At 40.3% G+C, this 25,848-nt stretch carries 23 protein-coding genes and 1 tRNA gene; 16 read left to right on the top strand and 8 right to left on the bottom strand.

The features are described from left to right. The first annotated feature begins 3 nt into the window (after positions 1 to 3). From ACIQZ2_RS08320 to mnmE, 3 genes are read left to right on the top strand one after another with little or no spacing between them, the layout of a single operon-like run. Positions 4 to 2,919, top strand: coding sequence for a PD-(D/E)XK nuclease family protein (locus ACIQZ2_RS08320; protein ID WP_395768393.1), 2,916 nt, complete (start codon positions 4 to 6; stop codon positions 2,917 to 2,919). Between the two features lie 30 nt (positions 2,920 to 2,949). Beyond that, complete coding sequence (locus ACIQZ2_RS08315) at positions 2,950 to 3,234, top strand: SCP2 sterol-binding domain-containing protein (protein ID WP_395768392.1); 285 nt, start codon at positions 2,950 to 2,952, stop codon at positions 3,232 to 3,234. Continuing rightward, positions 3,234 to 4,601, top strand: a complete 1,368-nt coding sequence (mnmE, locus tag ACIQZ2_RS08310) for a tRNA uridine-5-carboxymethylaminomethyl(34) synthesis GTPase MnmE (RefSeq protein WP_395768391.1) — start codon at positions 3,234 to 3,236, stop codon at positions 4,599 to 4,601. The genes ACIQZ2_RS08315 and mnmE overlap by 1 nt, the downstream gene beginning before the upstream one ends. A gap of 3 nt (positions 4,602 to 4,604) precedes the next feature. On the opposite strand, the gene ACIQZ2_RS08305 is transcribed toward mnmE, so the two are convergent. Then, on the bottom strand, positions 4,605 to 5,126 hold the full coding sequence (locus tag ACIQZ2_RS08305) for a murein L,D-transpeptidase family protein (protein ID WP_395768390.1): 522 nt from the start codon (positions 5,124 to 5,126) through the stop codon (positions 4,605 to 4,607). Positions 5,127 to 5,352: 226 nt separating this feature from the next. Here ACIQZ2_RS08305 and ACIQZ2_RS08300 point away from each other — a divergent pair, with 226 nt between their 5' ends. Further along, positions 5,353 to 6,054 (top strand): spheroidene monooxygenase, encoded by a 702-nt coding sequence (locus tag ACIQZ2_RS08300; RefSeq protein WP_395768389.1) that lies wholly within the window; start codon positions 5,353 to 5,355, stop codon positions 6,052 to 6,054. A 129-nt stretch (positions 6,055 to 6,183) separates the two neighbouring features. Here ACIQZ2_RS08300 and ACIQZ2_RS08295 read toward each other — a convergent pair whose 3' ends face one another. Together ACIQZ2_RS08295 and ACIQZ2_RS08290 are read right to left on the bottom strand one after the other, a co-directional pair. After that, a complete protein-coding gene (locus ACIQZ2_RS08295; RefSeq protein WP_395768388.1) occupies positions 6,184 to 6,525 on the bottom strand; it encodes a P-II family nitrogen regulator in 342 nt (113 codons plus the stop codon). A gap of 18 nt (positions 6,526 to 6,543) precedes the next feature. Beyond that, positions 6,544 to 7,797 (bottom strand): ammonium transporter, encoded by a 1,254-nt coding sequence (locus ACIQZ2_RS08290; RefSeq protein WP_395768387.1) that lies wholly within the window; start codon positions 7,795 to 7,797, stop codon positions 6,544 to 6,546. A gap of 105 nt (positions 7,798 to 7,902) precedes the next feature. On the opposite strand from ACIQZ2_RS08290, the gene ACIQZ2_RS08285 reads away from it, so the two are divergent. The 3 genes from ACIQZ2_RS08285 to ACIQZ2_RS08275 are packed head-to-tail and all read left to right on the top strand — an operon-like array spanning position 7,903 to position 11,215. Continuing rightward, positions 7,903 to 9,813 (top strand): beta-N-acetylhexosaminidase, encoded by a 1,911-nt coding sequence (locus ACIQZ2_RS08285; RefSeq protein WP_395768386.1) that lies wholly within the window; start codon positions 7,903 to 7,905, stop codon positions 9,811 to 9,813. Next, positions 9,813 to 10,565: an alpha/beta hydrolase-fold protein gene (locus ACIQZ2_RS08280; protein WP_395768385.1), complete on the top strand. Its 753-nt coding sequence runs from the start codon at positions 9,813 to 9,815 to the stop codon at positions 10,563 to 10,565. The genes ACIQZ2_RS08285 and ACIQZ2_RS08280 overlap by 1 nt, the downstream gene beginning before the upstream one ends. Further along, positions 10,562 to 11,215 (top strand): DNA/RNA non-specific endonuclease, encoded by a 654-nt coding sequence (locus ACIQZ2_RS08275; protein WP_395768384.1) that lies wholly within the window; start codon positions 10,562 to 10,564, stop codon positions 11,213 to 11,215. The genes ACIQZ2_RS08280 and ACIQZ2_RS08275 overlap by 4 nt, the downstream gene beginning before the upstream one ends. A 121-nt stretch (positions 11,216 to 11,336) precedes the next feature. Here ACIQZ2_RS08275 and ACIQZ2_RS08270 read toward each other — a convergent pair whose 3' ends face one another. Continuing rightward, positions 11,337 to 13,196 carry a glycoside hydrolase family 88 protein gene (locus ACIQZ2_RS08270; protein ID WP_395768383.1) on the bottom strand — a complete coding sequence of 620 codons (1,860 nt, stop codon included), beginning with the start codon at positions 13,194 to 13,196 and terminating at the stop codon, positions 11,337 to 11,339. A gap of 13 nt (positions 13,197 to 13,209) precedes the next feature. Then, positions 13,210 to 14,040, bottom strand: coding sequence for a 5-dehydro-4-deoxy-D-glucuronate isomerase (kduI, locus tag ACIQZ2_RS08265; RefSeq protein ID WP_395768382.1), 831 nt, complete (start codon positions 14,038 to 14,040; stop codon positions 13,210 to 13,212). Positions 14,041 to 14,102: 62 nt separating this feature from the next. On the opposite strand from kduI, the gene ACIQZ2_RS08260 reads away from it, so the two are divergent. The 9 genes from ACIQZ2_RS08260 to ACIQZ2_RS08220 all read left to right on the top strand — a co-directional run bounded on the left by ACIQZ2_RS08260 (position 14,103) and on the right by ACIQZ2_RS08220 (position 22,210). Further along, positions 14,103 to 14,819 (top strand): hypothetical protein, encoded by a 717-nt coding sequence (locus ACIQZ2_RS08260; protein ID WP_395768381.1) that lies wholly within the window; start codon positions 14,103 to 14,105, stop codon positions 14,817 to 14,819. After that, complete coding sequence (locus tag ACIQZ2_RS08255; protein WP_395768380.1) at positions 14,803 to 15,552, top strand: tRNA (adenosine(37)-N6)-dimethylallyltransferase; 750 nt, start codon at positions 14,803 to 14,805, stop codon at positions 15,550 to 15,552. The genes ACIQZ2_RS08260 and ACIQZ2_RS08255 overlap by 17 nt, the downstream gene beginning before the upstream one ends. 64 nt (positions 15,553 to 15,616) lie before the next feature. After that, positions 15,617 to 15,704, top strand: a tRNA-Ser gene (locus ACIQZ2_RS08250). A gap of 58 nt (positions 15,705 to 15,762) precedes the next feature. After that, positions 15,763 to 16,434, top strand: coding sequence for a 16S rRNA (cytidine(1402)-2'-O)-methyltransferase (gene rsmI, locus ACIQZ2_RS08245; RefSeq protein ID WP_395768379.1), 672 nt, complete (start codon positions 15,763 to 15,765; stop codon positions 16,432 to 16,434). Then, positions 16,435 to 17,538, top strand: coding sequence for a DUF4105 domain-containing protein (locus tag ACIQZ2_RS08240; RefSeq protein WP_395768378.1), 1,104 nt, complete (start codon positions 16,435 to 16,437; stop codon positions 17,536 to 17,538). After that, positions 17,539 to 19,728 carry a DUF5916 domain-containing protein gene (locus ACIQZ2_RS08235; RefSeq protein ID WP_395768377.1) on the top strand — a complete coding sequence of 730 codons (2,190 nt, stop codon included), beginning with the start codon at positions 17,539 to 17,541 and terminating at the stop codon, positions 19,726 to 19,728. It begins immediately after the preceding gene. Position 19,729: 1 nt separating this feature from the next. Beyond that, on the top strand, positions 19,730 to 20,743 hold the full coding sequence (locus ACIQZ2_RS08230) for a threonine aldolase family protein (protein ID WP_395768376.1): 1,014 nt from the start codon (positions 19,730 to 19,732) through the stop codon (positions 20,741 to 20,743). Positions 20,744 to 20,782: 39 nt separating this feature from the next. Beyond that, a complete protein-coding gene (gene rhaM / locus ACIQZ2_RS08225; protein WP_395768375.1) occupies positions 20,783 to 21,097 on the top strand; it encodes an L-rhamnose mutarotase in 315 nt (104 codons plus the stop codon). A gap of 3 nt (positions 21,098 to 21,100) precedes the next feature. Then, positions 21,101 to 22,210: a glycoside hydrolase family 88 protein gene (locus ACIQZ2_RS08220; protein WP_395768374.1), complete on the top strand. Its 1,110-nt coding sequence runs from the start codon at positions 21,101 to 21,103 to the stop codon at positions 22,208 to 22,210. Between the two features lie 32 nt (positions 22,211 to 22,242). Here ACIQZ2_RS08220 and ACIQZ2_RS08215 read toward each other — a convergent pair whose 3' ends face one another. The 3 genes from ACIQZ2_RS08215 to ACIQZ2_RS08205 form a co-directional block, all read right to left on the bottom strand. Beyond that, on the bottom strand, positions 22,243 to 23,481 hold the full coding sequence (locus tag ACIQZ2_RS08215; protein WP_395768373.1) for a hypothetical protein: 1,239 nt from the start codon (positions 23,479 to 23,481) through the stop codon (positions 22,243 to 22,245). Positions 23,482 to 23,490: 9 nt separating this feature from the next. Further along, complete coding sequence (locus tag ACIQZ2_RS08210; protein ID WP_395768372.1) at positions 23,491 to 24,138, bottom strand: ATP-binding cassette domain-containing protein; 648 nt, start codon at positions 24,136 to 24,138, stop codon at positions 23,491 to 23,493. Between the two features lie 17 nt (positions 24,139 to 24,155). Beyond that, positions 24,156 to 25,848, bottom strand: a 1,693-nt coding sequence (locus ACIQZ2_RS08205; RefSeq protein ID WP_395768371.1) for a DUF4836 family protein, incomplete at its 5' end; no start/stop codon positions are given.

Here is a 25,848-nt window from a genome sequence, read left to right as displayed (position 1 = left end):
TTAATGAAGACTTTTTTAGGGAAAACAGCAGCGCATTTATGGGCCCAACACGGTGTCGATGAAATGCAAGACATTGCGGTGGTTATGCCATCACAGCGTGGTGTGCTGTACCTTAAGAAAGAATTAGCTTATTTGTCGGACAGACCCTTTTTAGCGCCTGACTTCATGACAATCGAGGAGTTTGCCTTGAAAATGACTGATTCGAGCCTGGTTGATCCGATTGAATTGTTGTTTGAGGCCTATACTTGTTTCAAAGAGGTTGACCCTTTGGTTGATTTTGATCGGTTTATGGGTTGGGGCCAAATGATGTTAAAGGATTTTGACACTTTGGATATGTATTTGGTAGATCCTTATCAAATATTTTCGTTTTTGTCAGAGGTAAAATCTTTGGAACGGTGGGGAGCAGCCTATGGGGAGGAAGATACAGGCAAGTATATAACCCAACATACGCAGGCTTATTTCAAATTATACGATCATTTACTGGAAGTTTATGGCCGTTTGCAGGCGCGCTTAAAGGATCGCGGGCAGGTGTACCGTGGTATGGCTTATCGGGAGTTGGCAACTGTTTTGGCTTCGGGTACTGCTATGTCAAAGTCGTATAAAAAAATCTATTTTGTAGGTTTTAATGCCTTATCCAAAGGGGAGGAAGAGATTATTCGGTTGCTTGTTAAGTTGGATTTAGCCGAAACGCTCTGGGATGCGGATTCATATTATATAAAAAATCCGTTTCATCGCGCAGGTAATTGGCTTAGAAACTATTCAGATTCAAGTTCTACTAAGTTTTTAAGCAAAACGAGTTTTAACTGGATGGAACATCATTATGCGAATGATGCGAAACAAGTAGAAGTCTTAGGTGTTGCGAATCCCAGTGCTCAGGTATTTGTGGCGATGGAATTAATCCGTCAGTGGCAACAAGAATATGGTTCTGAAGAGCAAGTGGCGTTGGTTTTGGGAGATGAATCGTTACTTGATCAGGTTCTTTTGTTTGTTGGGGAATTCAAGGATCGCTTGAACATCACCATGGGATATTCATTGAAAAAGACGCCAGTTTATTCCTTTTTAAACTTGCTGGGTGATATACACAAGCGCGCCGATCAAACGCGAATACCGGTTGCCGTATTCAAGAATTTAATGCAACATGCCATCATGCAATATTATATTGATGGTTGTTCCAGGAAGGCATCTAAGGATTTAAACAAAGCGTGGCAAGCATTAGCTGGGCCGGCAGATTTGTATGTATCCTTGGATTCAATTAAAGCGCTGGCATCATTGCCCGTATTGAATACGCTACTTCGTACGGGGAGCTTCGCGGAAAAATTACCTGAGTTTTCATCGGCTTTTGAGCAAATTCTAAAGGAAATGCCCAAGCGCGAATGGGGAGCAGATGCACAAGCGCTGACGCAAGCACGCCGAGTTATTGATAATTTGAGTGATGTCATTGATCGTGTGGAGGAGGTTTCGATTAAAATTGGATTTAAGCTGTTATTAAATTTAGTCCAACAACAAAAATTAACCTTTGAGGTAGCAGAGCAAAAGAATCGAACGCTGCATGTCATGGGATTGTTGGAAACAAGAACGTTGGATTTTGACCGCGTTATTGTATTATCCTTAAATGAAGGAAGTTTACCCGGTACACGAAAGCGGGAGAGTTTAATTCCCTTGGATATTGCCCAAATGAATACCTTCGATTTGCCTACGTTCACGCAAGCGGATGCGGTTACGTCCTATCACTTTCACCGGCTATTACAAAGACCTAAGCAGATCGAATTGATTTATGTTCAACCATCTGAGAAGTCGAGCGTTAAGGAAATGAGCCGGTTTATAAAACAATTGCGATTGGATTGGCCTTCCCAAAATCCATCATTATTATGGTCAGAACCCCAATTAAAGTTTAATTTAGCAGACCAGGTTCCAAATGATTTCGTTCATCGAATTGAGAAAACGGATGAGGTGATAGCCCTGGTGAAGGATAAATTAGCATTGCGTGGTTTATCACCATCTGCGATGGCTCAGTTTGCTAATTGTAGTTTGCAATACTATTACAGCTATGTTTTGAATTTGCGGAAGGACCGTCTTTATGAGGATGAAATGGGTGCAGATGTTTTTGGTACCTGGATTCATAAGGTACTGGAAAATGTGGATAAAACGATTTTGGAAAATCACCACGGTTGGGTAGATCAAACCGATATTAATGCGCGTATCGATAGCTTGGATGCTCTTTTGGATGAAGCCATGCAGGAAATTCAGGATCGTGAGGGAGTATTTGAGATGGAGAAGGGATTCAACTATGTCTTGAAGGAAGTAGCCAAAACACTTTTAAGTTCGTATTATCAGTTAGAGCGTACCTGGAATACCGGTCGGGTACAGTTATTGGATACGGAAATGGATTTGGATACCCATGTGCCGGTGATGTTCGAAGGAACGCCATTTTCGGTAAAAATGAAGGGGCGTGTCGACCGCTTAGACCGCGTGGATGGTGTATATCGGATCATTGATTACAAGACGGGAAAAGTTGAAACGAAAGATTTGACCATTGGAGCGCTAGGTTTGATGGGAGAACTGGTCTCGGAGGATTTAAAAGGAAAATTATTACAGTTGTGGCTATATAAATTCTTATTAGCTCAATCGGTGGAACAGCAAGTTAATCCATTGTTTGGGGGGTTGGACTGGAAGACATTACCTGTGGAACCGGGTATTATATCTTTTCGAAATTTAGGTGCCGGGGTTTTATCAGTTCCCAAAATGGGACTTTGGTTTGAGGAAGGACAAAATATGGAGTCTTTTGTTGCGGATTCTAAACGATTGATTCAGGCTTGGGTAGATAAGATATTGGATCGAGCTAAGCCTTTTGAGAAAACTTCTGATGTAGAATCCTGTCAGTATTGTGACTTTAAAGTAATTTGTCATCGGGAGATTTAAGTAGTAGTTTTGTATTTTAAAACTCATTATATGACATTTCAAGAAATCAACGAACGAATTAGCGCATTAGCTGCTCAAAAGGGTGGCCAAGGCGTATCATTTAAATTTGCATTCCCATCGGGAATTATTGTTGTCAATTCTGACGGTACCGTTACCAATGAAAACGTGGATGCGGATTGTACCATTGCGACAACTGAGGAGAACTTTGCGGGATTATTGAACGGCGATTTAAATCCAATGATGGCTGTGATGACAGGTAAAGTAAAAATCTCTGGCGATATGTCGGTAGCTATGAAGCTTCAAAACTTGCTTTAATGTTATTTCATGATACGATCGTGGCATTGGCTACACCCGCAGGGGTGGGGGCGATTGGGGTTATCCGTTTATCTGGACCTGATTCGATTCCTTTGGTTAATGCCGTATTCAAGCCCAAAGACTTAACGAAACAGGCGTCTCATACGATACATTATGGTCGGATTGAAGATGCTGGTCGGGTATATGACGAGGTGGTGGTGAGTTTATACATGGCCCCGAAGAGTTATACCAAAGAGGATGTGGTGGAGATATCGTGTCATGGATCTCCGTTTATTCAGGAGAGTATTATTCAATTATTTGTAGAGAAAGGTGCTCGTTTGGCGCGTGCTGGAGAGTTTACGCAGCGTGCATTTATGCATGGAGCCTTCGATTTGGCGCAAGCAGAAGCGGTTGCGGATGTGATTGCGGCAGATTCAGCGGCGGCGCAAGCGGCTGCCTTACACCAATTACGGGGTGGATTTTCAAATGAATTAGCGGCTTTACGGGAGCAGTTAATCCATTTTGCCTCCTTGATTGAATTGGAATTAGATTTCGGGGAGGAGGATGTGGAATTTGCGGATCGTAAAGATCTGGAGGATTTGGTGAATCAGTTATTGCGTGCAATCCGACCGTTAGTTGACAGTTTCCGAGCTGGAAATGCAATAAAAAATGGGGTTGCTACCGTGATTGTGGGTAAACCCAATGCCGGGAAATCTACCTTATTAAATGCCTTATTGAACGAGGAGCGAGCGATTGTTTCGGATATTGCGGGAACGACGCGGGATAGTTTGGAGGATTCGTGGTTATTAGGCGGAATAAAGTTCCGTTTGATCGATACGGCGGGTTTGCGTGAGACCGAAGATGTGATCGAGGCGATGGGTGTGGAGCGAACGCAAGCCTGGGTGAAGAAGGCACAAGTAGTGATATACATGGCAGATGCGACCACGGAAACGGTTGCTTCGATTCGTGCAGGAGTTTCTGCTTTAGGTGATTTAGACATACCGATTATTCAGATTTTAAATAAGAAGGATCAAGTTTCTATCGAGGCGTCCCAAGCGATAGCACAGGAATTGCCTTCGTTGATTTGCCTTTCTGCGAAAAATAAGGATGGTTTAGCAGATTTAGAGAAGGCTTTACTCGATGTGGTAGGCTTGGATCAGGTAAGTGCAGGAGGAACCTTGGTGACTAATTTGCGTCATTACCAACATCTATTACAGACGCAGGAGACCTTGGAATCTGTTTTGCGCGGTTTGCGAACCGGTTTAACCGGTGATTTAATTGCTCAAGACCTTCGCTATGCTTTACACGATTTAGGCGAGATTACGGGGCAGATATCGAATGATGATTTATTGAAGAATATTTTCGGGAAGTTCTGCATCGGGAAATAGATATCAAGGCTTTATCTCAATTTTTGTTCCCACTTTTATAAGCTTATATAGCTCATCTATTTCATCATTTGTAACGGCGATACAGCCTAATGTCCAATCGCGGAGCGTATGAAGCTTTCCTACTTTGGCATAACGTTTATTCAATCCATGAATGTAGATTAATCCACCTGGCTCTTTGTGCTTTTTGTGCGCATTGATTACATCTGATTTATTTGGGTACGAGATGAATAAATATTTATGATATTTTGCATGTGGGCCTTTTTTCCAAATGGTGTAATTTCCTTCAGGTGTTTTTTTATCCCCTTCGATTTCTTTTTTCCCAACAGGCTGACCACCAAGTGCTATTTTATAAGTTTTTACTACTTGATTTTGAGCGTATACCAACAAAATTCTTTTTGATTTTAGGACGACAATTTTGTCAATGGAAACAGTTGGATTAAACTTTTCAGTTGTCTTATTGGCGTAAACTGTAATGCCAACAAGGCTAGCAAATATTGTTATCCAAAATTTTCTACTTTTAGACATATACTATATACAAATGAATTTGGAGTGGTTTGGTTATTCTCCCAAAATAAACAGCAATATAACCGCTGATTTGTTGAATTATTGTCTGCGAAAGTCATTTAAATTGCGTTTAAATGAAGAGATTTATAAAGTGAATAGGCTGATGGACTTTTGATTAATTATTTATCCTTAAATTTTTCTATTTAAAGGTACTTTCCTTGTAAATTGCCTAGCTTAATGTTATCCCATGCCAGGTAAATTCATCACCATTCGATTTTTAGAATTCAAAGGTTTTTCTGCCAAACGTTATGCGTTTGCGGAAATGGGACGTTCTCTGGTTAATGGTTGGATGGCTGATGGATTAGTCTTTTCGAAACAATTGGGCACAGGAGCAGGAAATGGTTTTTCGGTTTTGCCTAATTTTGGTTTATATGCATGGTTGGGTGTTTGGGAATCCCCTGCACATGCAGAGCAGTTTTTTCAACATGATTCGCGTTGGTTGAAATTGATTCATGAATCAACTAATATTTCTGGATGGGATGCTGTGCCTATGAAAGGAAAAGGCACATGGAATGGTCTGCAGCCTTTTGATTTCTCAGAAGGAGAAACTGATTGGGATGGTCCAGTGGCTGTCATTACGCGCGCCAGTATTCGTTGGTTTAAATCGCTTTTGTTTTGGTGGAATGTTCCATCAGCAAGCAAGCATTTGGAAGGTAAACAAGGCTTAAAATATGCCAAAGGAGTGGGTGAATTACCTTTATTCGAACAAGCGACTTTCTCGCTGTGGGAATCTGCACGTAATTTGGATCAGTTTGCTTATCAGAGTAAAGAGCATGCGCCTATGATCAAGAAGACTAGGCAATATGATTGGTATAGCGAGGAGATGTTTGTAAGGATGAAGGTGGTGAAGCTAGTCAGTAGTCAGTGGTCAGTAGTCAGTGGTCAGTAGTCAGTGGTTAATAGTCACTGATTAGAAAAAAAAGCCCGAAATCAAACTTTTGATAGAATGACCTCGGACCATTTAATTGCCCTCAGTGAACTTAATGCTAATTACTGACCACTGAACACTATAAACTGTTTACCTAATCGCCTCAACCCCCCTTGTCTTCGTTCTTATCCGAATCGCATCTTGCACATCGTAGATGAAGATTTTACCATCACCTACATTTCCTTCGGATGCATTTTCAAGGATTACATCAATGCACTTCTCCAAGTTCTCATCACTTACAACACAGATGATCATCACTTTTGGGAGTAAAATCATCGACTTTTCGGTTCCTCGATATATTTCCGAATAGCCTTGCTGGAGCCCGGCACCACGTACCGGAACTACCGTCATACACGGAATATTGGCATCTATCAAGCCTTTTTGAATAGCTTTTAATTTCGATGGTTTTACAATGGCTTCTACCTTTTTCATATCGTTTTAATTTAGCTATTATTCAAATGTTGTATATGCCTCTACTCCAAATTCAACGGCATCAATACCTGCAGACTCTGCTTTATGACTTAATCGAATTCCGATTGTCTTTTTCAATGCCATAAAGATGGCATAAGTTAAGACAAATGAGAATACCGATATAACCGATACGCCAATTAATTGCGTGATGAATTGAGTACTTTCTCCTGTGATAAATAATCCGTTTTTCTGAGAGAATAAACCGACTGCAATTGTTCCAAAAAATCCATTTACGCCGTGAACAGCAACGGCACCTACTGGATCGGCAACTTTCATTTTATCTACAACCACGACTGCTATATCGACAATCGTACCGGCAATTAAACCAATGATCAAGGCAGAATCAGGACTTACCACATTGCATCCCGCCGTAATGGCTACTAAACCTGCTAAAACCCCATTGATTACCATCGTAATATCAACCTTCTTGTAACGCATAAATGTGTAAAGCATCGTTGCTACACCACCAGCCGCTGAGGCTAAAAATGTATTGGTCGCAACCGAGCCGATTAAATCCCATTTTCCTACCGCACCTAATGTAGAGCCTGGGTTAAATCCAAACCAACCAAACCACAAGATAAATGCGCCAACGGCAGATAAGGTTAAATTATGACCTGGAATGGCATTTGCTGTTCCATCCTCGTTGTACTTGCCTAATCGAGGTCCTAAAACAATGGCACCTGCCAAAGCAGCAAAACCTCCCATTGCGTGAATGGCGGCGGAACCAGCGAAGTCATTGAAGCCTTTTAGCGCTAACCAACCAGTTGGATTCCATACCCAGTTGGCAGCTAATGGATACAGTATGGCACTAAAAATTATAACATAAATAGCATAGGCCCACATTTTCATGCGTTCAGCAACGCCACCAGAAACGATGGAAATGGCAGCAACCGCAAATCCCATTTGGATGAACCAGAATAGTGAATTGGAGATGGTCAATCCAAGACCTAAATCGCCTTGAATAATACCGGTATCAAAAGCCCAGTATCCATTTGATTTTCCATAGGCGATACCAAATCCCACTAAATAGAAGGCAATACCTCCAAACATAATGTCAATGATAACTTTGGCGATAATACTGACGGCGTTTTTCGAACGGACAAATCCTGCCTCTAATAAGGCAAATCCTCCTTCCATTTGAAAAATGAGTGCCGCACATAAGGCAACCCAAACGGTATCAATGGCATGTGTTAATTCCGCTTGCTGAGCAGCAAGGGTAGCAGATTCATTCATGGTTTTGTTATTAGTATATAATGCTTAATCCTTGCAAAAATATAAAACCATTTGGAAATAATAGCAATTAACATGAACTTTAAACCCTATATAAACCTATTTATCATGCTTAAAAAAATCAGCTTATTGGGCTTAACTTGCTTATTGTCAAGTAGTTTACTTGCTCAAAATCCAGCTATAATTCCTGCCCCTACGAAGGCAATTTATCCCAAAGGATATTATGCACTTTCAGCCTCAATCAGTATAGCTGGTCCCAAACATGATGCGTTAACGACCTCATATGCGAATCTGACTGATAAATTGACGCGCATAGCCGGTAAAAAGGTGCAATGGCTGTATGATCAAAGTACAGCAGCTTCCTTAGCCGCTATTCGATTTAAGTTAAATGCGAAGCCTGATAGCATACTCGGTAATGAAGGCTATAAATTAATTTCAGATGTCAAAGGCGTACAGATTTCGGCCAATAATCCCGTGGGTTTGTTTTATGGCATGCAAACGCTAATGCAATTAATGCCCAAAGAAATTGAGTCATCTCAAGCCATTTCGGGTGTTTCTTGGAAAGTTCCTTATGCGAATATCACCGATGCACCTCGATTCGCATGGCGTGGAATGATGCTAGATGTTTCCCGTCATTTTTTTACCAAGGAAGAGGTTAAACGTTTCATTGATGAAATGGTCGCCTATAAATACAATGTACTGCATTGGCATTTGACCGACGATGAGGGCTGGCGTGTTGAAATAAAATCATACCCCAACTTGACCGTAAAGGGAGCCTATAATGTAAAAAAAATAGGTCATTTTACCGATTTTTCAAAACCACTTCCTGATGAGCCACGTACCTATGGGGGTTTTTATACACAAGAGGATATCAAAGAAATCGTCAAGTATGGCCAAGAGCGTTTTGTAAACATCATGCCAGAAATTGATGTCCCAGGCCATTCAATGGCTGCTGTGGCCTCATATCCCGAGTTATCTTGCACACCAGAAGCGGTTAATTACCAAGTTATTTCGGGGGAACCATTCATTGATTGGTCAACTGATCATGCAATTGCGTTACAAGACAATACCTTATGTCCTGCCAACGAAAAGGTGTATACGTTTTTAGATAAAGTGATGGGGGAGGTTTCTTCCTTATTCCCATTTGAATACATCCACATGGGTGGGGATGAATGTCCTAAGAATTACTGGGATAAAAATCCGCAGATTTTAGCCATGCGTAAAGAATTGGGATTAAAAAATTCGCAAGAAGTTCAGGCGCATTTCGTTCGCCGATTAGAAAAAATCATCACATCTAAAGGCAAGCGCATGATGGGTTGGGATGAAATTCTTGAAGGTGGCGGATTGCCAAAAAGCACCGCTGTGATGTCTTGGCGTGGTATGGACGGCGGAATTCAAGCTGCCAAAGACGGCCACGAAGTTATCATGACGCCAAACAATCATGTATATATCGACCTCATGCAAGGGGATAGAGCCATCGAACCTCCGGTTTATAAAACGGTACGTTTACGTGATTCCTATGCTTTTGAGCCAGTTCCTGCTGGTGTAAATGCCAAATTAGTGAAAGGTGGCCAAGCGAATCTTTGGTCTGAGCAATTATTCAATTACCGTCATTTACAATACATGACCTATCCACGTTCATTTGCCATTGCTGAAGCCTTATGGTCCGAGCCTGCGAATCGCAATTGGGATAATTTTGTTGGACGTGTCGAGTCTCATATGGCTCGTTTTGATGTTGCCCAAAAGAAATATGCACCTAGTATGTTCGAGCCGATTATCCAAGTTGGCCGTAATGCACTTGGTGAATTAACAGTCTTGCCAACGACCGAAATTGGCGGCTTAACAATACATTATAGTTTTGATCACTCATATCCAGATCAGTTCTATCCTGTGGCTAATGGACCGGTGGTCGTACCTAAAGATGCGACAGTGATGAAAATTGTTACCTATCGTGGCAATAAAGCCATGGGAAGGACGATGGATTTAACCGTTAATGATATAATTAAACGCGCAAAATAATGATCAAATACGTATTCCTATTTATTGCTTTTACGTTTGTAGCAAACGGGCAATTTGAGAAAAAGAGTTTTATGGGTGTAGATGGTAAGGCTTTACCCTACCAAATTTTGTATCCCAAAGACTATAAACCAGGTAAAAAATATCCTTTGTTGGTAGTTTTACATGGTGCCGGAGAACGTGGGGACGACAATGAAGCGCAAATGAAATACGGTAAAAATGTGTTTTTGGATTCATTGAATCGCATTAATTTCCCTGCTATCGTTATTTTTCCACAATGTCCAAAGGATTCGTATTGGTCTTCCGTGAAGATTAATCGGTCGACAGTCCCAACAAGCTTTATTTTTGATTACTCAGCACCGATAAATTGGCCGCTTCAGGCGGTTATTGATTTGGTTAAATCAATCAAACACGACAAAAATCGTACCTACATTATGGGTCTTTCCATGGGCGGTATGGGAACTATGGAAGCGGTTTCGCGAAATCCTAAAATGTTTGCAGCTGCGTCTCCTATCTGTGGAGGTGCTGATTTAACTTATGTAGCTCAATATGCGAAGCGCGTGCCTTTATGGGTTCACCACGGCGATGTGGATATCGTTGTGCCTGTTCGTCATTCACGCGAGTTAGTAAAAGCGATTCAAGATCAAGGCGTAGATGTTAAATATTCGGAATATCCGGGTGTCAATCACAATTCATGGGATAATGCATTCAAGCAACCCGATTTGTTAAGCTGGATTTTCAGTCACCGTAAATGATTTTAAATCTCCTGTTTTTTGTCTTATCGTATTTGCCCACCGGGGTGCCTAATATTTCGGGCGCCTCGACGGCTTCTACGACTAATTATTTAGCTGTCAAAAAAGGCTATGTGATGTCGTATAATGGGGTAGAGGGACGTGCCAACTGGGTTGGTTGGACGCTTCAATTTTCTGACTTAGGCTCTGTAGAACGATCTAATCGCTTTCGGGAAGATTCTGATTTGCCGCGGCAGTTTAAACGGATCGATCACGATGATTATCGCGAATCTGGTTATGATCGTGGGCATTTATGTAATTCAGAGGATCGTACTTCATCAGAATATTTAAATGAAGAGACTTTTCTTATGTCGAATATGATTCCGCAAACGCCGGAATTAAATCGGGGACCCTTTAAGTTTCTTGAGGCATATTGTCGCAAATTGGTTTTAAAAAAAGGTCAGAAATTATTGATTTACTCAGGAGGAATTGGAGCTAAGGGTAGACTTACTTCTGGTGTTCCCATTCCGCAGTATTGTTGGAAAGCAATTTATACGCCCACAGAGGAGATTTATGTGCTGTTTCCGAACGAGCGTACTTTAGAGAAGAATTGGAATAAGTATCGCGTCACCAAGGACCGACTTGAAAAAATGACAGGATTTCAATTTCCTTAAGACAGACTTCTTGCTTGAGCTTTGGCAAAGCTTTTAGCTTTGCCAAAGCTAAGGGGAATACGTGGTACGCTAATCGATAAAACTGATAATTAAAAAGCCCGGACGAACCGGGCTTTTTCTTTTATTTCAACATGAACTCAGCCAGCTTTTTTGCGGCTAAGAAATTCTCGTATTCCAGCGGCGTTCTTCGGTTGTTTGTATACTCATTATACAACCATGGATCACCGAGTGCGAATACTTTTCCTTTGCCTACCTTGGCAACAGCCATAACGGGATATCCTTGAAGCGTCGCTATTGACTTGGCTGGTCCAGATAATTTCAATGTCGTAATCTCTTTGATATACACCTTCTTAATCGGGTCGAATACCACGTTGCCCGGTTCGATTAAGACCGTTCCTTGGTCCCAATTACGCCCTTGAACAAAGTTTAAATTGGGCGCAACAAATTCAATGCCAAATCGACGAGCCAAAATATTGAATTGAGGTATTTCACAATTGGTGGTATCGTTAGCCAATAAAATCAAATTTCCACCCGCTTTTACCCATGCCTCAATTTCATCCGCCGCTTTTGCATTCATGTAATTCGGTTTAGCCGTTTCCTTGGGAGAATCTGGATCCACAATAATGTATACCGAAGCGCCTTTCAAGTTTTCACGCGTTGGCGATACCCCTAACGTATCCAATGTAGCGCCCAATTGCTCAAATTGAATTCCCCATAAATGGAAGCCCGAATCTTTGCGATCTTCCCAGGTGTAATGAAAGCGCTGGCCATTTTTGGTTTCATGATTAAAGAAGTAATCCAATACCACTTTTTTTCCTTTTCCCACAGAAAGTTCTTTCGCAATTTCCATTTCTAGCGATGCCAAAATAAATGGACCAACGCCCTTTAAATCATCTTGACGTAGTGGCTCGCTCAAATAATATTCATATGAACCGTCTCGGTAAGGAACGCCGCCCAAACCGCCAACGCTCACCGTTTTCTCTAAGTGAATATACCCTGAAGCGTCTGTTGAGATGAAGTTTTTAAGTGCTCCCGCATACGCTTTTTCAGCGGCTTTTAAATAAGAAGCCGGTAAATATCCTTTCCGTGCTCCTTTGGCAAAAGCATAAATAAACATATTCGCTGCAGATGCTTCCAAATAATTCCCCTTTCGTCCCGGGAAATTAGGAACTTGATACCAAAGACCAGAGCTTGGATCCTTAATCTTTAGTAAAGCCGCCGAAAGCGATTGCAATTGTTTGATTAAAGTGCCACGAGAAGGATGATTTACAGGCATATAGTCCAATACGTCCACTAATGCCATTTCATACCAACCCATCGAACGCCCCCAGAAATTAGGTGAATGCCCCGTTTTTTTATCTGCCCACGGTTGAACGCGCGCTTGGTCATATGCGTGAATCAATAAACCTGTTTTGGGATCCAAGGCACCTTTGTACATGAGTTCAAATTGCTTTACGATATCAGACCAATTATCCTCGCCCGTAATATTACCATATTCGGCATAGAAGGGCTCCAACATATACAATCCATCCAACCACATTTGATTTGGATAGCGTTGTTTATGCCAAAATCCACCGTCCGAATCCCGCGGTTGAGCCGTGATTTGCGCACGTAATTTATCAGCCGCTTTTTTATACTTCATATCCCCCAATTCCTGGTAGAGATAGAGAAGCATACGCCCTGTTGTTATATTGTCTGAGTTAAATTCATTGAAATGGTAGGTACGAATGTTTCCTTGTTCATCTACGAAACTGTCGATGTTCTTTTTGATGTAGTTGAAGTACTTCGCATCGCCCGTCCGCTGGTACATTTTTTCCAAGGCCTTTAATAGTAGACCTTGTTCATAATCCCATCCGGCAGGTTTACCCACTTTGACCGTTATCGAATCGGGATGGGTGTGCATGATGCTAGCCGACATCCGCTCGGAATAGGTTTGACTCTTCAAAACAAATCCCCCTACGAGTAGGAGGATTGATAACATTGATTTTTTCATATTAACGTAAGTCAGAAATTTCAGCAAAATCCATATCGGTATAATCCTTATTTTCACCCGCCATTCCCCAAATAAATGAATAGTTTTTAGTGCCTGCACCGCTATGAATCGACCATGGTGGCGAAATAATCGCTTGATGATTATGTACCCACATGTGTTTTGTTTCGTTGGTTTCACCCATCAAATGTAAAACGGCATGACCAGGTGTCACATCAAAGTATAAATAGGCTTCCATCCGACGATCATGAACGTGTGCCGGCATCGTGTTCCAAATGGAACCAGGTTCCAAGATGGTTAGGCCCATCACCAACTGGCAAGATTGAATACCTTCATTATGAATGTATTTATAGATTGTGCGGTGATTAGAGGTTTCTAACGTTCCCAAGACAACCGTTTGCACTTGTTCTTTATCGAGTTTAGCACACGGATAATTTGCGTGGGCAGGCGAAGAAAGTATGTAAAATAAGGCTGGATTTTCGCTGGAATCTGAGCTAAAGCTTACTTCTTTGGTTCCTCTGCCTACATATACAGCTCCCAATTTATCAATACTAAAAGCGACGCCGTCAGCAGTAATGGTACCTTTTCCGCCCACATTGATAATTCCCATTTCGCGACGCTCCAAGAAATAAGTAGCACGAAGCTTTTCGGGATTAGGCAGGTGTAAAGTATTTGAAATGGGCATCGCACCGCCAATAATCATTCGATCGTATATGGTATATGTTAAATTAATTTGATCCGCTGAAAATACGCGTTCAATTAAGAAATTGTCTCTGATCTCCTGATTCGTAAAGGTGGAGACTTCCTTGCGGCTCGCCTCAAATCGATAGTCCATTCGTTATGTTTTTTGTTTGAAAGCGCCAATGCGCCTAATTCTACTGTATATTTACACGTTTTATGTCAAAAGAGTTCCCACATAGCCTCGCTTTTTTCTTACTTTCTATCGGTTTTGAATCGATTGGAGATGGTTTGTGGCTTCAAGCAGAATCAAAGGTACGTGTTAAAGCATTGCCTGGTGAAAGTCAGGAAGGAGATATTTGTATTTGGGAGGATGATTGGATGACGCGTCGGGAATCGCTTGAAAAACATCTTATTGCACGCGTGAACCCTTTGCGATCTGTTTTTGCACGTGATACGCGAATTGTTCCCATAGATGCCATTGTAGCTCGGGATTTTTTGGACAAAGAACATGTGAAGGGATTCTTAAAGGGTTCGCGTTATTTTGGCTGTATTGTACCGCCGCATCGCGTTTTTCGCGGCATTGAAAGTTCATATACGTTTGAAGGTAACCCTTTGCTAGCAGTGGCTGTTTTTGGTAAATCAATAAAAATGAAAGAACCAGGATTAGCAGGCTGCATATCCGGTGAACTTATCGAAATAGCAACTTTATCAAACATTCGTCTTGTTGGTGGACTAACCAAATTCCTACAAGCTTATAAAGACCTAAATCCGGAATTACATAACATAATGACCTATGTGGACAAGGAATGGAATTCCGGAAAGGGTTTTTTATCGATTGGATTTGAAAAGGTTGGGGAAACGGAACCGATTAAGTTTGGAACAACTCGAACAAATAAGGGAAATTTGAAATTGCGCTATGTCTATAAAAACTAAGGTTTTGGTGCTTTTGGGGCCTACGGCAAGTGGAAAAACAGCCTTGGCGGTTACACTTGCTAAGCAATTGGATGCTGAAATTGTATCGGCGGATTCACGTCAAATTTATCAAGGAATGGATATTGGGACTGGAAAGGATTTAGAAGAATATGGTTCAGTACCTTATCATTTGATTGATAATCATCCAATTGGTGATGATTATTCAGTTGCGCATTTCCAAAAGGAGGCGACAGATGCTATTCAAGAGATTACATCGCGGGGTAAATTAGCTATTGTTTGTGGCGGGACAGGCTTGTATTTGGAGTCATTGATTCAACAATATCAATTTTCCAGGGTACCTGATTTTCTTGAAGAGCCATTAACATATGATTTTGAATTTAAGGTTTTTGGGTTACATCCTAAATTGGAAGATCGAAGAGCACGAATTACGGACAGGTTAGAGAAACGTTTATCGAATGGATTAATAGAAGAGGTACAAGGTTTATTGGATCAAGGAATTACTTCCAAGGCACTTCATTGGATGGGTTTAGAGTATAAATGGACCTTGAATTATTTGCAGGGTAGCCTTGCGCGCGATAGATATGAACAAGGTCTTGAGATTGCTATTCACCAATTTGCCAAACGCCAGATGACCTTCTTTCGCAAGATGGAGAAGGGGGGGATACAAATTACCTGGATTCCAGATGACCTTGATAATCAGGCTAAATGTGATTTTGTTATTGAAAATCAATAATTTTTTTCAGGTGCTCTTGTAAAATGTCCGAAAAGCAATTACTTTTGCATTCTCATTACGAGACAGAGAGTTGGCAGAGTGGTCGATTGCGGCAGTCTTGAAAACTGTTGACTGTTACAGGTCCGGGGGTTCGAATCCCTCACTCTCTACCAAAAGCGAAGCGCAAGTTTCGCTTTTTTTGTTTCTACCAATTTTGGCTAAATTTCGAGTATGAAATTATATTTGGTCCCTACGCCTATCGGTAATTTGGAAGATATTACCTTTCGAGCGATTCGTGTATTAAGTGAAGTGGATGCAATTTTGGCGGAAGATACGCGTACTTCGGGTTCGTTATTAAAACACTTAAATATCTCTAAACCCCTTTATGCGCATCATGCGCATAATGAGCATGCGGGTGTTGCGGGAATTGTCAAATTAATCAAAGAGGGTAAATCCTTAGCATTAATTTCGGATGCGGGCACTCCGGGGATATCAGATCCAGGATTTTTATTGGTGAAAGCCTGTGTTGAACAGGGTATCGAAGTGGAGACATTACCGGGACCCACGGCTGTAATTCCAGCCCTAGTTAATTCAGGATTTCCGATAGACCGATTTGTTTTTGAAGGATTTTTGCCGCACAAAAAAGGCCGACAAACCCGTTGGAAGTCCATCGCAGAAGAGGAGCGAACAACAGTATTGTACGAATCTCCACATCGTTTAGTCAAGGCCTTGGAACAAATGGTTGAATTTGTAGGTGCTGATCGGTCAGTGATGGTGGCACGTGAGTTAAGTAAAATGCATGAACAAATGGTTCGTGGTACGACGAGTGAAGTTTTGGCGTATTTCAATGCGCATCCAGATAAAGTTCGAGGTGAAATTGTGATTGTAATTGCAGGTAAATAGATGAAAAAACTCTTATTTCTTTTATTGATTTCTATCGCTGCCAAGGCTCAGTTGAGTTCAAAAGCGGAGGTTATTTTAGTTACAGTAGCACCTGGAAAGGAGTTGCATTCGGCATTTGGTCATACGATTTTATGGATTAATGACCCGACCAACGGTATTGATCGCGCCTACAGTTATGGAACGTTTGACTTCAATACGGAGAATTTTTATTTGAAATTTTTAATGGGTACGCTACCATATACCATTTCTGTGCATTCGATGCAGGATGAATTTAATTTCAATATGCAATATGAAAAGCGGGGGATGATTGCCCAAAAGCTTGAACTTGATTCGCTTCAAAAAAATGCCATCTTACAGGATTTGGAAACGAATCTATTACCCGAGAACAAGGAATATGCGTATAAATTCTTTTATGATAATTGTTCCACTCGGATACGTGACATGATTGAAAAAAATGCGCCAGGAAAGTATCAATGGTCGCAAAATCCTACGCTTGAAGGTAAATCATATCGTGATTGGATGAATAAATACTTAGCTCCTAATTCGTGGGTAACCTTGGGAATGAATTTGGCCTTAGGAATTCCTTCCAACGTAACAGCAACAGCTTCTCAATCTTGTTATTTGCCGGACAATTTATCTTCAGCGACCAATTTAGCCAAAGGACTTGCTGCGAATCCTGTCAGTATGTTTGATGCACAAGCTGAGGAGCAATCTGGTTTTGATTTTACCGGGCCTTATGTGATATTGGGTTTGTTAACTTTGGTTATAGGTCTGTTATCATACAAGAAAGCTTTCCCTTTTGCCGCAGACGTAACTTTGTTTAGTATTATTGGTTTGTTGGCTTGGTTCGTTTTCTTCTTAGGCACTGCGACCAATCATGAGGTGATGGCATGGAATCCAGCGTCCTTGATGTTATTCCCATTAAATTTTCCACTCGTAATTTGGTTTGCGCGTAATCCGGTTAAATGGGAGAAGTATTTACGAGTGGTAGTGGTTTTATGTATTGTCGGGACGGTATGGTGTGGTATTCAGTTTTGGCCAATGATATTTGTTGGCCTACCTATTTTTATCCGATTATTTAGTTTATCCTTCATCAAAAAATAAATGCGTTATCTTTTACTACTCGTCTCTTTTTGTGGATTTTCACAGGAGGTTTTTAAGCCTTTAAATCCGCAGAAAGAATTTCAGCCGTTAAAAATCGAAAGCAGTCTGAAAGCGGATGGGCATTTGGATGAATCTGAATGGCAAAACGCGCCATCCGTAAATCTGGATTTTCAAGTTGAGCCTTTTCAAGGTCAAAAAGCCTCGTTTAACTCTACGGTAAAAATGTTGTATAATCACCAATTCCTATATGTGGCTGCCATTCTAAAGGATACCGTAGGTAAGAATGCGTATCGCGCTCCTAATTTAAAACGTGATTATACGTTTGTTGAGAACGACTTGTTTGGAATTGCGATTGATGGGTTTAATGATAAACGAAATGCGCTAGTTTTGCAATCGAATGCCTATGGCGCCCAAAGAGATCTATTGGCTTTTGATGATCGACAATTTGATATCGATTGGGATGGACTTTACCGAGTTCGAACCCATCGATCAGATTCATCTTGGGTGGCAGAATTTGCGATTCCTTGGCAGACCCTACGTTACCCCAAAACAGATGGGAATAAGACACAAGACTGGGGAATTAATTTCTTTCGAATTAGAAGGTCAAGTAATGAATTATCTGTTTGGTCGCCGCATCCGCGTTCAATGAGTCCATTGCGCATGGAATATGCTGGAAAATTAATGGGTATTATTCCTCCGCCGCCTACGTCTACGAATATTCGTTTTAACCCGTATTTATTACAAGTGTCAACTAAATCGGATGGAACTGAAATAGGGAATGCGCGTAATGCCGACTTTAAATTAGGGGGAGAGATTAAATGGGCGATAAGTCCAACTTCCGTGATGGATTTTACCTTTAATACCGATTTTGCGCAAGCGGATGTGGATTTACAGGTAAATAATATTTCTCGATTCTCGGTCTTTTTTCCTGAGCGCCGCCAGTTTTTCTTAGAAAACGCATCTCTTTTTTCAGGTGGTTTAGCACCGGTAGATCAGGTGATAGGTGGTTCGATGTACATTCAACCCTTTTTTAGTCGGACCATAGGGTTAGACCAAAATGTTAACCCCATTGCCATTACGGCTGGTACTCGCTTCGTTTACCGGTCTGAAAAAAGAAATCTAGGGGGAATTTTTATGCGACAAGGGGAAGGTGATGGAGATCCGTTTGCCAATTTCCTTGTAGGGCGTTATTCAGAAAACTTTGGCAAACAAAATAGAATAGGGGCCATCGTTACCACTAAATCGTCTCCATCGGCGGTGCAATCTACAGGAGCTATTGATGCCTTCATTCGATTTAATGATAAGTTTTCATTTACGGGTATGGGTACACTCACGCAGGATAGTAGAACGGGTGATCAAGGCGTAGCCGAGTATAGTCAATTTCTATATACAGGTAATTTTCTTCGGGCATATTGGACTCAGACTTTAGTGTCTGAAAACTATAATCCAGCCATGGGCTTTGTATCTCGGCGTGGTATTTTATCCAATTCGCAAGGATTTGATTTCAATGTTCGGGGGAAATGGTTGCCTTCATTTGTACGTAGTTGGGGGCCAGGAATTTATACGGAGGTCTATCACAGCTTAAAAACGGGTAATATTATTGAGCAGCGTGCACTTTCAGGCCCACTTTGGTTTGATCTTCAAAATGGAGGAATTATTGGTGGTTATGTGGAAGCGACTGCACAAAATTTGGAGGAAACTTTTAGTCCTGTTGGAATTAACATCGATCCGGGAACTTATTCGTATTTCCGAAAGGGTTTTTTATTAGCCAGTGACCCAAGTGCCAAATATTCAGGTTCCACAGAATACGGATGGGGCGGTTTCTTTAATGGAACGTTACAGACACTAGATTCAAAATTTCGTTTAGCACCCATTCCGCATGTAAATCTGGGTTTATCGTGGAATTGGAGCAAATTTGAGAATATGGGTGCTGCGCGAGAGACGAAAGAGGTCAATTTATTGATTTTGGAAACCCGTATGGCGATCAATCCACGTTTACAATTGATTGGATTTTACCAAAAGAATACTACGGATGATTTAAAATCTTTAAACCTACGTTTATCATGGGAATACCAACCGCTTTCTTTTGTCTATTTGGTATTTAATTCACTGAATTACCAAGGAATGGATAGTACCCAACAGAAGCAACAAAGTTTTTTAGCTAAATTGTCTTACTTAAAGCAGTTTTAATATGCATGTGGAATTAAGAAGTGACACGTTTACCTTGCCAACTCAAGCAATGCGTGAGGCTATGTTTGCCGCTCCGCTGGGGGACGATGTGTTTGGTGAGGATCCTTCCGTTAACGCATTGGAGCAAAAGGTGGCCGATATGTTTGGTATGGAGGCTGCGCTATTTTGTGTTTCTGGTACGCAGACCAATCAAATCGCGATGTCAGTTCATTTGAGTAAGGGTCAAGAGGTGATTTGTGATGAGTTGTCACATATTTATTTATACGAGGGTGGAGGTATCATGGCGAATGCAGGCGCATCCGTTAAGTTGTTGAAAGGTGATTTAGGCCGCTTATCGCGGGCTCAAATCGAAGCTGCAATCTCTCCAGATGACATTCATGCATGTGAAAGTCGTTTAGTAAGTCTAGAAAATACAGTCAATAAAGGTGGAGGTAGCGTGTATAGTTCGGAAAGCTTACAGGAAATTTCAGATTTTTGTCGGCAAATTAGTATCCCGCTACACCTCGATGGTGCGCGTATATTCAATGCGATGGCTGTAACAGGTCAAACACCCCAGCAATTTGGGGCATGGTTTGATTCGATTTCGGTTTGTTTATCCAAAGGTTTGGGAGCTCCGGTGGGTTCTGTTTTGTTAGGTTCACAAGCCTTTATCAAACAAGCGAGGAGAGTACGAAAGCGTTTAGGGGGTGGTTGGCGCCAAGCAGGATTTTTAGCTGCGGCTGGAATTTATGCACTTGATCATCATGTGACGCGTTTACAGGAAGATCATGCTCGAGCGAAAGAAATAGCTGCCATTTGTGCCGAATTGCCTTGGGTAGATTCTATTCTTCCTGTGTCGACGAATATTGTAATTATTCAATTGAAGGAGGGTATTCGTTCGGTTGACCAAGTGACAGAATTAAAATCTAAGGGTATCTTTTGTGCGCCTTTTGGGCCACAGTACATACGATTTGTGACGCATTTGAATTTTGATGATGCCGCTTTGGCTGCATTTAAGGTCCAAATAAATCAGTAAGATTCTGCAAATATATTCTTTTAGAAGAAACCTATGTATATGCAGCGCAAAGCGTTTAAAATGTTTCTTTTGCCCGGTTTTGAGGCCGAATATGTCCGTCGGCATGATGCAATTTGGCCAGAGCTCGTTGATTTATTACACGAAGTAGGCATTCAAAATTATTCCATATTCTTGGATTCAGAGACCTTAACGTTGTTTGCTTATTTGGAGGCTCCTGATTTGGGCGCTTTGGACCAACTGCCTGCCCAGGAGGTGATGCAGCGCTGGTGGAAATATATGGGAGATATTATGCAAACTAATCCGGATAATTCACCTGTTGCCATCGATATCCCTTCTGTTTTTTACCTTCCTTAGTTTATGAAAAAGATTTGTTTACTTATTTTTTTGACATCGTTTACCGTATTGGCTGCGCCTAACAAAAAACAAGTGCTTGCGCAGATGCATTTGGCGAATCAATATTTCCAACAAAAATGGCCGGATGTAGGTCAGGTAATTGTCAGTCCTGATAAGACAAGACCTTCCAATATTTGGACTCGATCCGTCTATTATGAGGGTTTAATTGAATTATATAAACTAGATCCGAAGGCGTCTGATATGAAATATATGGTGGATTGGGGTAATTTTCATCACTGGGGCCTTCGAAATGGCGTAAAAACCCGAAATGCGGATGATCAAGCGTGTGGGCAAGTATACATGGATCTGTTTTTGCTATCAGGAGATTCTGCGCGAATCAAACCAATTAAGGCGAATATTGCTAACATGGTGGCTTCAGAGAAGGCGGATGACTGGTCTTGGATAGATTGTTTGCAGATGAGCATGCCCGTTTTTACGCGATTGGGAGTTATTTATCAAGATCCGCGTTACTTTCAGAAGATGTATGATTTGTATGCTTACACCAAATACAAGCATGGAGGAAATGGATTGTACGATCCTAAGGAGCGTCTTTGGTGGCGGGATAAGGATTTTGTTCCACCCTACAAAGAGCCCAATGGTGAAAATTGCTATTGGTCACGTGGAACGGCATGGGTATATGCAGCTTTAGTTCGGACGCTTGATTTATTGCCTGCAAATGATCCACATCGTGCAGAGTACCTAGCTGATTTTATCGCGCTTTCGGAAGCATTACCTCCCTTGCAGCGCGCTGATGGCTTTTGGAATGTTTCCTTAAAAGATCCTACAAATTTTGGTGGTCCTGAATTAACTGGTACATCGCTCTATGTGTATGGAATGGCTTGGGGAGTTCGCAAGGGTATTTTACCAGCTAAAAAGTATAATCCCATCATACATAACGCATGGAAGGGTATGACTACATGTGTGCATCCAAATGGTTTCCTTGGTTTTGTGCAGGGGACAGGGAAGGAGCCTAAAGATTCTCAACCTGTGACCTTTGATCATGTGCCTAATTTTGAAGATTTTGGATTGGGATGTTTCTTATTGGCAGGTTCAGAATTATTGAAAGCGAAATAATATTAGTTGGTAAACACGCGCATGCAAGCTGATTATCTTGACCCATTTTTTGGAGGCAAGGCAATTTGGTATATCTCAGTTCTTATTTGGAAGAAAAATAACATGATTAAACTGATTGCCACTGCACTAAGAGAAATCACAGAATAGTAATGGATTTGATTGGGTATTTCAACGGTATACTTTAGAAGTAAACCGGCTATGTAGTGTTGGGAAATAAGTAAACAAATGATTGCGAAAGAAAATAGGCTGGATACAATGATCACAATCCGAGATAGATAGTTCTTTACCAACTTTGAATGAGGGTAGCCTAATCTTAAAAGGGAATCTATTTCATTTCTTGAGCGATAAATCAACAAGTGGAAATATAATATAAAGCCAGTAAATGCATTGAAGGAGATAATTATTCCGATGATGAAAATAATTGAAATGAGTAAATACATGATTCCAATAAATTTTCCATTTCGAAGTAATTCCTGATTGGTCTCATAATTATTTTCAGCTAAAAAGGTTTCAAAACCATTAAGCTGTTCAGGTTTTACAGCTGCAATAATTCGATAACTTGATTTTTCTTTCTGAAGTGCAGGAAGGCCATATTTTTGATTAGCAAAGTTCATAAAACTAATTGGAACGAGCATAGAAGATATCCGATCGCTAAATCCAATAATATTCCCTTTATAAGTCTTCTCTGCATTATTTCCTCGAATGATAATGGAAAAGCCAAAGAGCTTTACCGTATTCTTGGATATTTGAGGCAAGTTACGCGACGGAGCATAAGTAAAATTATATAAATTAATGAAGTCGGAGGGAAGAATGACAGGTATCTCATCGCTTTGGGTATCCCATTTCCATTTTTGTAAATCAACATCAATAAACGCATCTTGTACGCTTTCTAAAAATAAATCTGTTTTAAGTCTTGCCTGATTTGATCCATTATTCAATTCTAAGAAAGCTTCAGCTTCAAATTTATTTCCAACAAATGCTGAAATTTTTTGAATGGAAGGTTGGGTAGCTATGCTTTCAATTTCCTCTTCACTAAATGTAGTTTTTCCAATATTAAATGAATTTAAAAGGCCTACTTTTTTATTGATTACCATAAATTGAGAGCCTATTCCTTGGCTTGATTCATTGAAAAGGTAACGGAAGTTGATAATGCTTTGAACAGAAACAAGGATTAGAAAAAAACCGATTAAACAGCCTAGCATGGCCAATCCTATTTGAAACGGCTTTTGATTGGACGTTAGAATTTTTTGAATGGATTTCTGTTGTTTCACCCGATTAGATTATAGATGGAATACTTTATCTGCTTGAATGAAATCGTAGGCATCTAAGCATGCGATTATGATTCCAGCATTTCTTCTTTTGGCTTCTTGGTTAATTAAATTCCATGCCTTGGTAGCGTTGCTTAAATCCAAATGGCTAAATGGTTCATCCAATATAATCCATTCATAGTTGCGCATCATGGCTCTAATAATCGCAATTCGTTGCATCTGGCCGAATGAAAGATGCATAAGCAACTTATCTAATTGATTTCCCACTTGCATGGCTTCGGCAAATTCCGCTATTTTTAAGTTGGATTCGGAAGTTTCGTTTCCCGTTATTTCTTGTGATAGTAAAATATTTTCTCGCGCCGTCAAGTTAGGGAATAGTCTTAGATCTTGATACACTAAACTTATTTTACTACTTCTGAGGCTACTCCAATCCTTTGCTTTGAATTTTAAGAGGCTTTTTTGATCGTAACTAATTTCTCCCGAATAATCTGATCGCAAACCCGATAAAATGGATATGAGGGTGGATTTTCCTGAGCCACTGGATGCAATAATTTTATATACTCCTGGGGGGCTTAGTGAAACATTTCTTCCCCAAATCGAGTCAACTTTTTTTGAAAATTCAAAAGAAAGCGGCTGGATATTATTTAATTCTATATTCAAAGTAATTCGGTTTGTAATTAGCTTGCAATTTGGTAAGCTTCCTGCAATAACTCAATAATTCTTTGCAAGCTGTTGGTATTTTTTTGGCTGAATTTAATACTGATTTCAGCCTCATTCTGTTTTCCAGTTATACTAATGCTTTTAAATGCTGATAAAATGTTTTCAAATTTATCCATTGTACTAAAATCGTAAGGATTCATCTCCTTTTTTAGCATTTCTTTATAGCTGGAATATCTTAAATCCATGTAGAGAGCAGTGGAATTTGCTAGAACATCCTTTTTTCCGTAATCGTCTGCCAACTCAATCCAATTTGCCCCCTGCATTTTATTCACTAGGGGTTGTTTTTGAGTCGAAATAAATAAATCTTTATCAATAATTGTCATAAAGATGGCGGGCTCTCGTAGGTTTGTTTTTTCTGCATAAATTCCGTCATCGTTGACAAGCCCTCCTTGAATCGTTGCTAAATCAAGCAATTTTTGAGCGGCATTTTTATTCCCCAATTGGATCCAGCCATTTATGATGGGCTTAGTTGGGTTTCCATAAGACTTATTTCCGTGTTGCATTCCTGAAAATGAAAGACTCAATTTTCCGCCAATTAAATTCATTAAATCATCTTTGGGTATCCCTAATTTTCTAGCGAGGTTGTTGATTTGGATATCTAGGTCTGAATAACCTCTATTTGCTGTCTGCTCGATAAGTAACTCTAAAGCTTTTTTGAAATCGACATTCATCGTTAGGTAGGCCAATGGGCTTCCGTTGGGATCGATGTTTTTTAGTTCAGAATCTGTAAATTCTTCTTCTTTATAGAATGATCCAAATCCATTTTCCTTTGATTTATTTCCGATCATTTTAATCGCAACTTCATCTTCATTGAAATTTAGGGTCAGTCCATGTGGAATAGCATTAACGGATTTTTTTATTCGATTAACTTCCGCGCTGTAGTTGTTTATTGATACGGCATTTAATAACTCTTTGGCATTAAAATATAGCATCATATCACTTGATTGCTTATTAACAGCTACATAATCTTCATTACTTAGGATAGAGTTATCTTTATTCATGCTAAAAATAGAATCTCTAATTTGTTTAAATGGAAGTTCTTTACGGTCAACATCGCTGATCATCAAACCCATTTTATCATTAAAATAGATAACGAATTGTTCTGAATTGTTCATTTTAACACGATAAAAGCCATCTGGGTCTACATCATCAACTTTTAAATCCATTGATACTTGGCTTATAAAAGTTTTAAAATCTTCCTTATCTGAAATTCCAAACATAAATGCGACGACGGGTTCGCTCTCCGTAGTTGAGGAGTTGTATACAAACAATGTTGGTTTAGAGGCAAACTTTATTCCTGATTTTGAAGGATTATTGCTTATTTCTTCCATCATTATTTTTTGTGATGGACTCAGGTTTTTCAAAATCTCATTTTTGAATCCGTTTGATTGACTAGCATCAGTAAAATTCACCTTTTTGCCGATAGAAAGTAGATTTACTTTCATAACTACCACAGAGTTGCTGGGGATATATTTTGAAAAATCGATGCCATTTAAAAAGGTTAGGTATAAATAAAATAAACTACCCAATACTAGGACTGAGACTGAACCAATGGCAATGATTAATTTATTTTTCATGTTTATTTTCTTTAAGATGTTTAACGTTGATTTTATAAAAAAAATCAAGAAAAATAGCGCTGTAAGATTTAAT

The organism is Aquirufa sp. (assembly GCF_044342065.1).
Lineage (GTDB): Bacteria > Bacteroidota > Bacteroidia > Cytophagales > Spirosomataceae > Aquirufa.
Note: the sequence above shows the minus strand (reverse complement) of the source record. Positions and strands in the feature narration are given on the sequence as shown.

Bases quoted from the DNA above. Each gene is read 5' to 3' on its own strand.
- ACIQZ2_RS08290 (WP_395768387.1), bottom strand. From the start codon at position 7,797: ATGAATGAATCTGCTACCCTTGCTGCTCAGCAAGCGGAATTAACACAT.
- ACIQZ2_RS08240 (WP_395768378.1), top strand. From the start codon at position 16,435: ATGAAAAAACTCTTATTTCTTTTATTGATTTCTATCGCTGCCAAGGCT.
- ACIQZ2_RS08255 (WP_395768380.1), top strand. From the start codon at position 14,803: ATGTCTATAAAAACTAAGGTTTTGGTGCTTTTGGGGCCTACGGCAAGT.
- ACIQZ2_RS08270 (WP_395768383.1), bottom strand. From the start codon at position 13,196: ATGTTATCAATCCTCCTACTCGTAGGGGGATTTGTTTTGAAGAGTCAA.
- rhaM (WP_395768375.1), top strand. From the start codon at position 20,783: ATGCAGCGCAAAGCGTTTAAAATGTTTCTTTTGCCCGGTTTTGAGGCC.
- rsmI (WP_395768379.1), top strand. From the start codon at position 15,763: ATGAAATTATATTTGGTCCCTACGCCTATCGGTAATTTGGAAGATATT.
- ACIQZ2_RS08320 (WP_395768393.1), top strand. From the start codon at position 4: ATGAAGACTTTTTTAGGGAAAACAGCAGCGCATTTATGGGCCCAACAC.
- ACIQZ2_RS08260 (WP_395768381.1), top strand. From the start codon at position 14,103: ATGTCAAAAGAGTTCCCACATAGCCTCGCTTTTTTCTTACTTTCTATC.
- ACIQZ2_RS08295 (WP_395768388.1), bottom strand. From the start codon at position 6,525: ATGAAAAAGGTAGAAGCCATTGTAAAACCATCGAAATTAAAAGCTATT.
- ACIQZ2_RS08275 (WP_395768384.1), top strand. From the start codon at position 10,562: ATGATTTTAAATCTCCTGTTTTTTGTCTTATCGTATTTGCCCACCGGG.
- ACIQZ2_RS08230 (WP_395768376.1), top strand. From the start codon at position 19,730: ATGCATGTGGAATTAAGAAGTGACACGTTTACCTTGCCAACTCAAGCA.
- ACIQZ2_RS08235 (WP_395768377.1), top strand. From the start codon at position 17,539: ATGCGTTATCTTTTACTACTCGTCTCTTTTTGTGGATTTTCACAGGAG.
- ACIQZ2_RS08285 (WP_395768386.1), top strand. From the start codon at position 7,903: ATGCTTAAAAAAATCAGCTTATTGGGCTTAACTTGCTTATTGTCAAGT.
- kduI (WP_395768382.1), bottom strand. From the start codon at position 14,040: ATGGACTATCGATTTGAGGCGAGCCGCAAGGAAGTCTCCACCTTTACG.
- ACIQZ2_RS08220 (WP_395768374.1), top strand. From the start codon at position 21,101: ATGAAAAAGATTTGTTTACTTATTTTTTTGACATCGTTTACCGTATTG.
- ACIQZ2_RS08315 (WP_395768392.1), top strand. From the start codon at position 2,950: ATGACATTTCAAGAAATCAACGAACGAATTAGCGCATTAGCTGCTCAA.
- mnmE (WP_395768391.1), top strand. From the start codon at position 3,234: ATGTTATTTCATGATACGATCGTGGCATTGGCTACACCCGCAGGGGTG.
- ACIQZ2_RS08300 (WP_395768389.1), top strand. From the start codon at position 5,353: ATGCCAGGTAAATTCATCACCATTCGATTTTTAGAATTCAAAGGTTTT.
- ACIQZ2_RS08280 (WP_395768385.1), top strand. From the start codon at position 9,813: ATGATCAAATACGTATTCCTATTTATTGCTTTTACGTTTGTAGCAAAC.
- ACIQZ2_RS08305 (WP_395768390.1), bottom strand. From the start codon at position 5,126: ATGTCTAAAAGTAGAAAATTTTGGATAACAATATTTGCTAGCCTTGTT.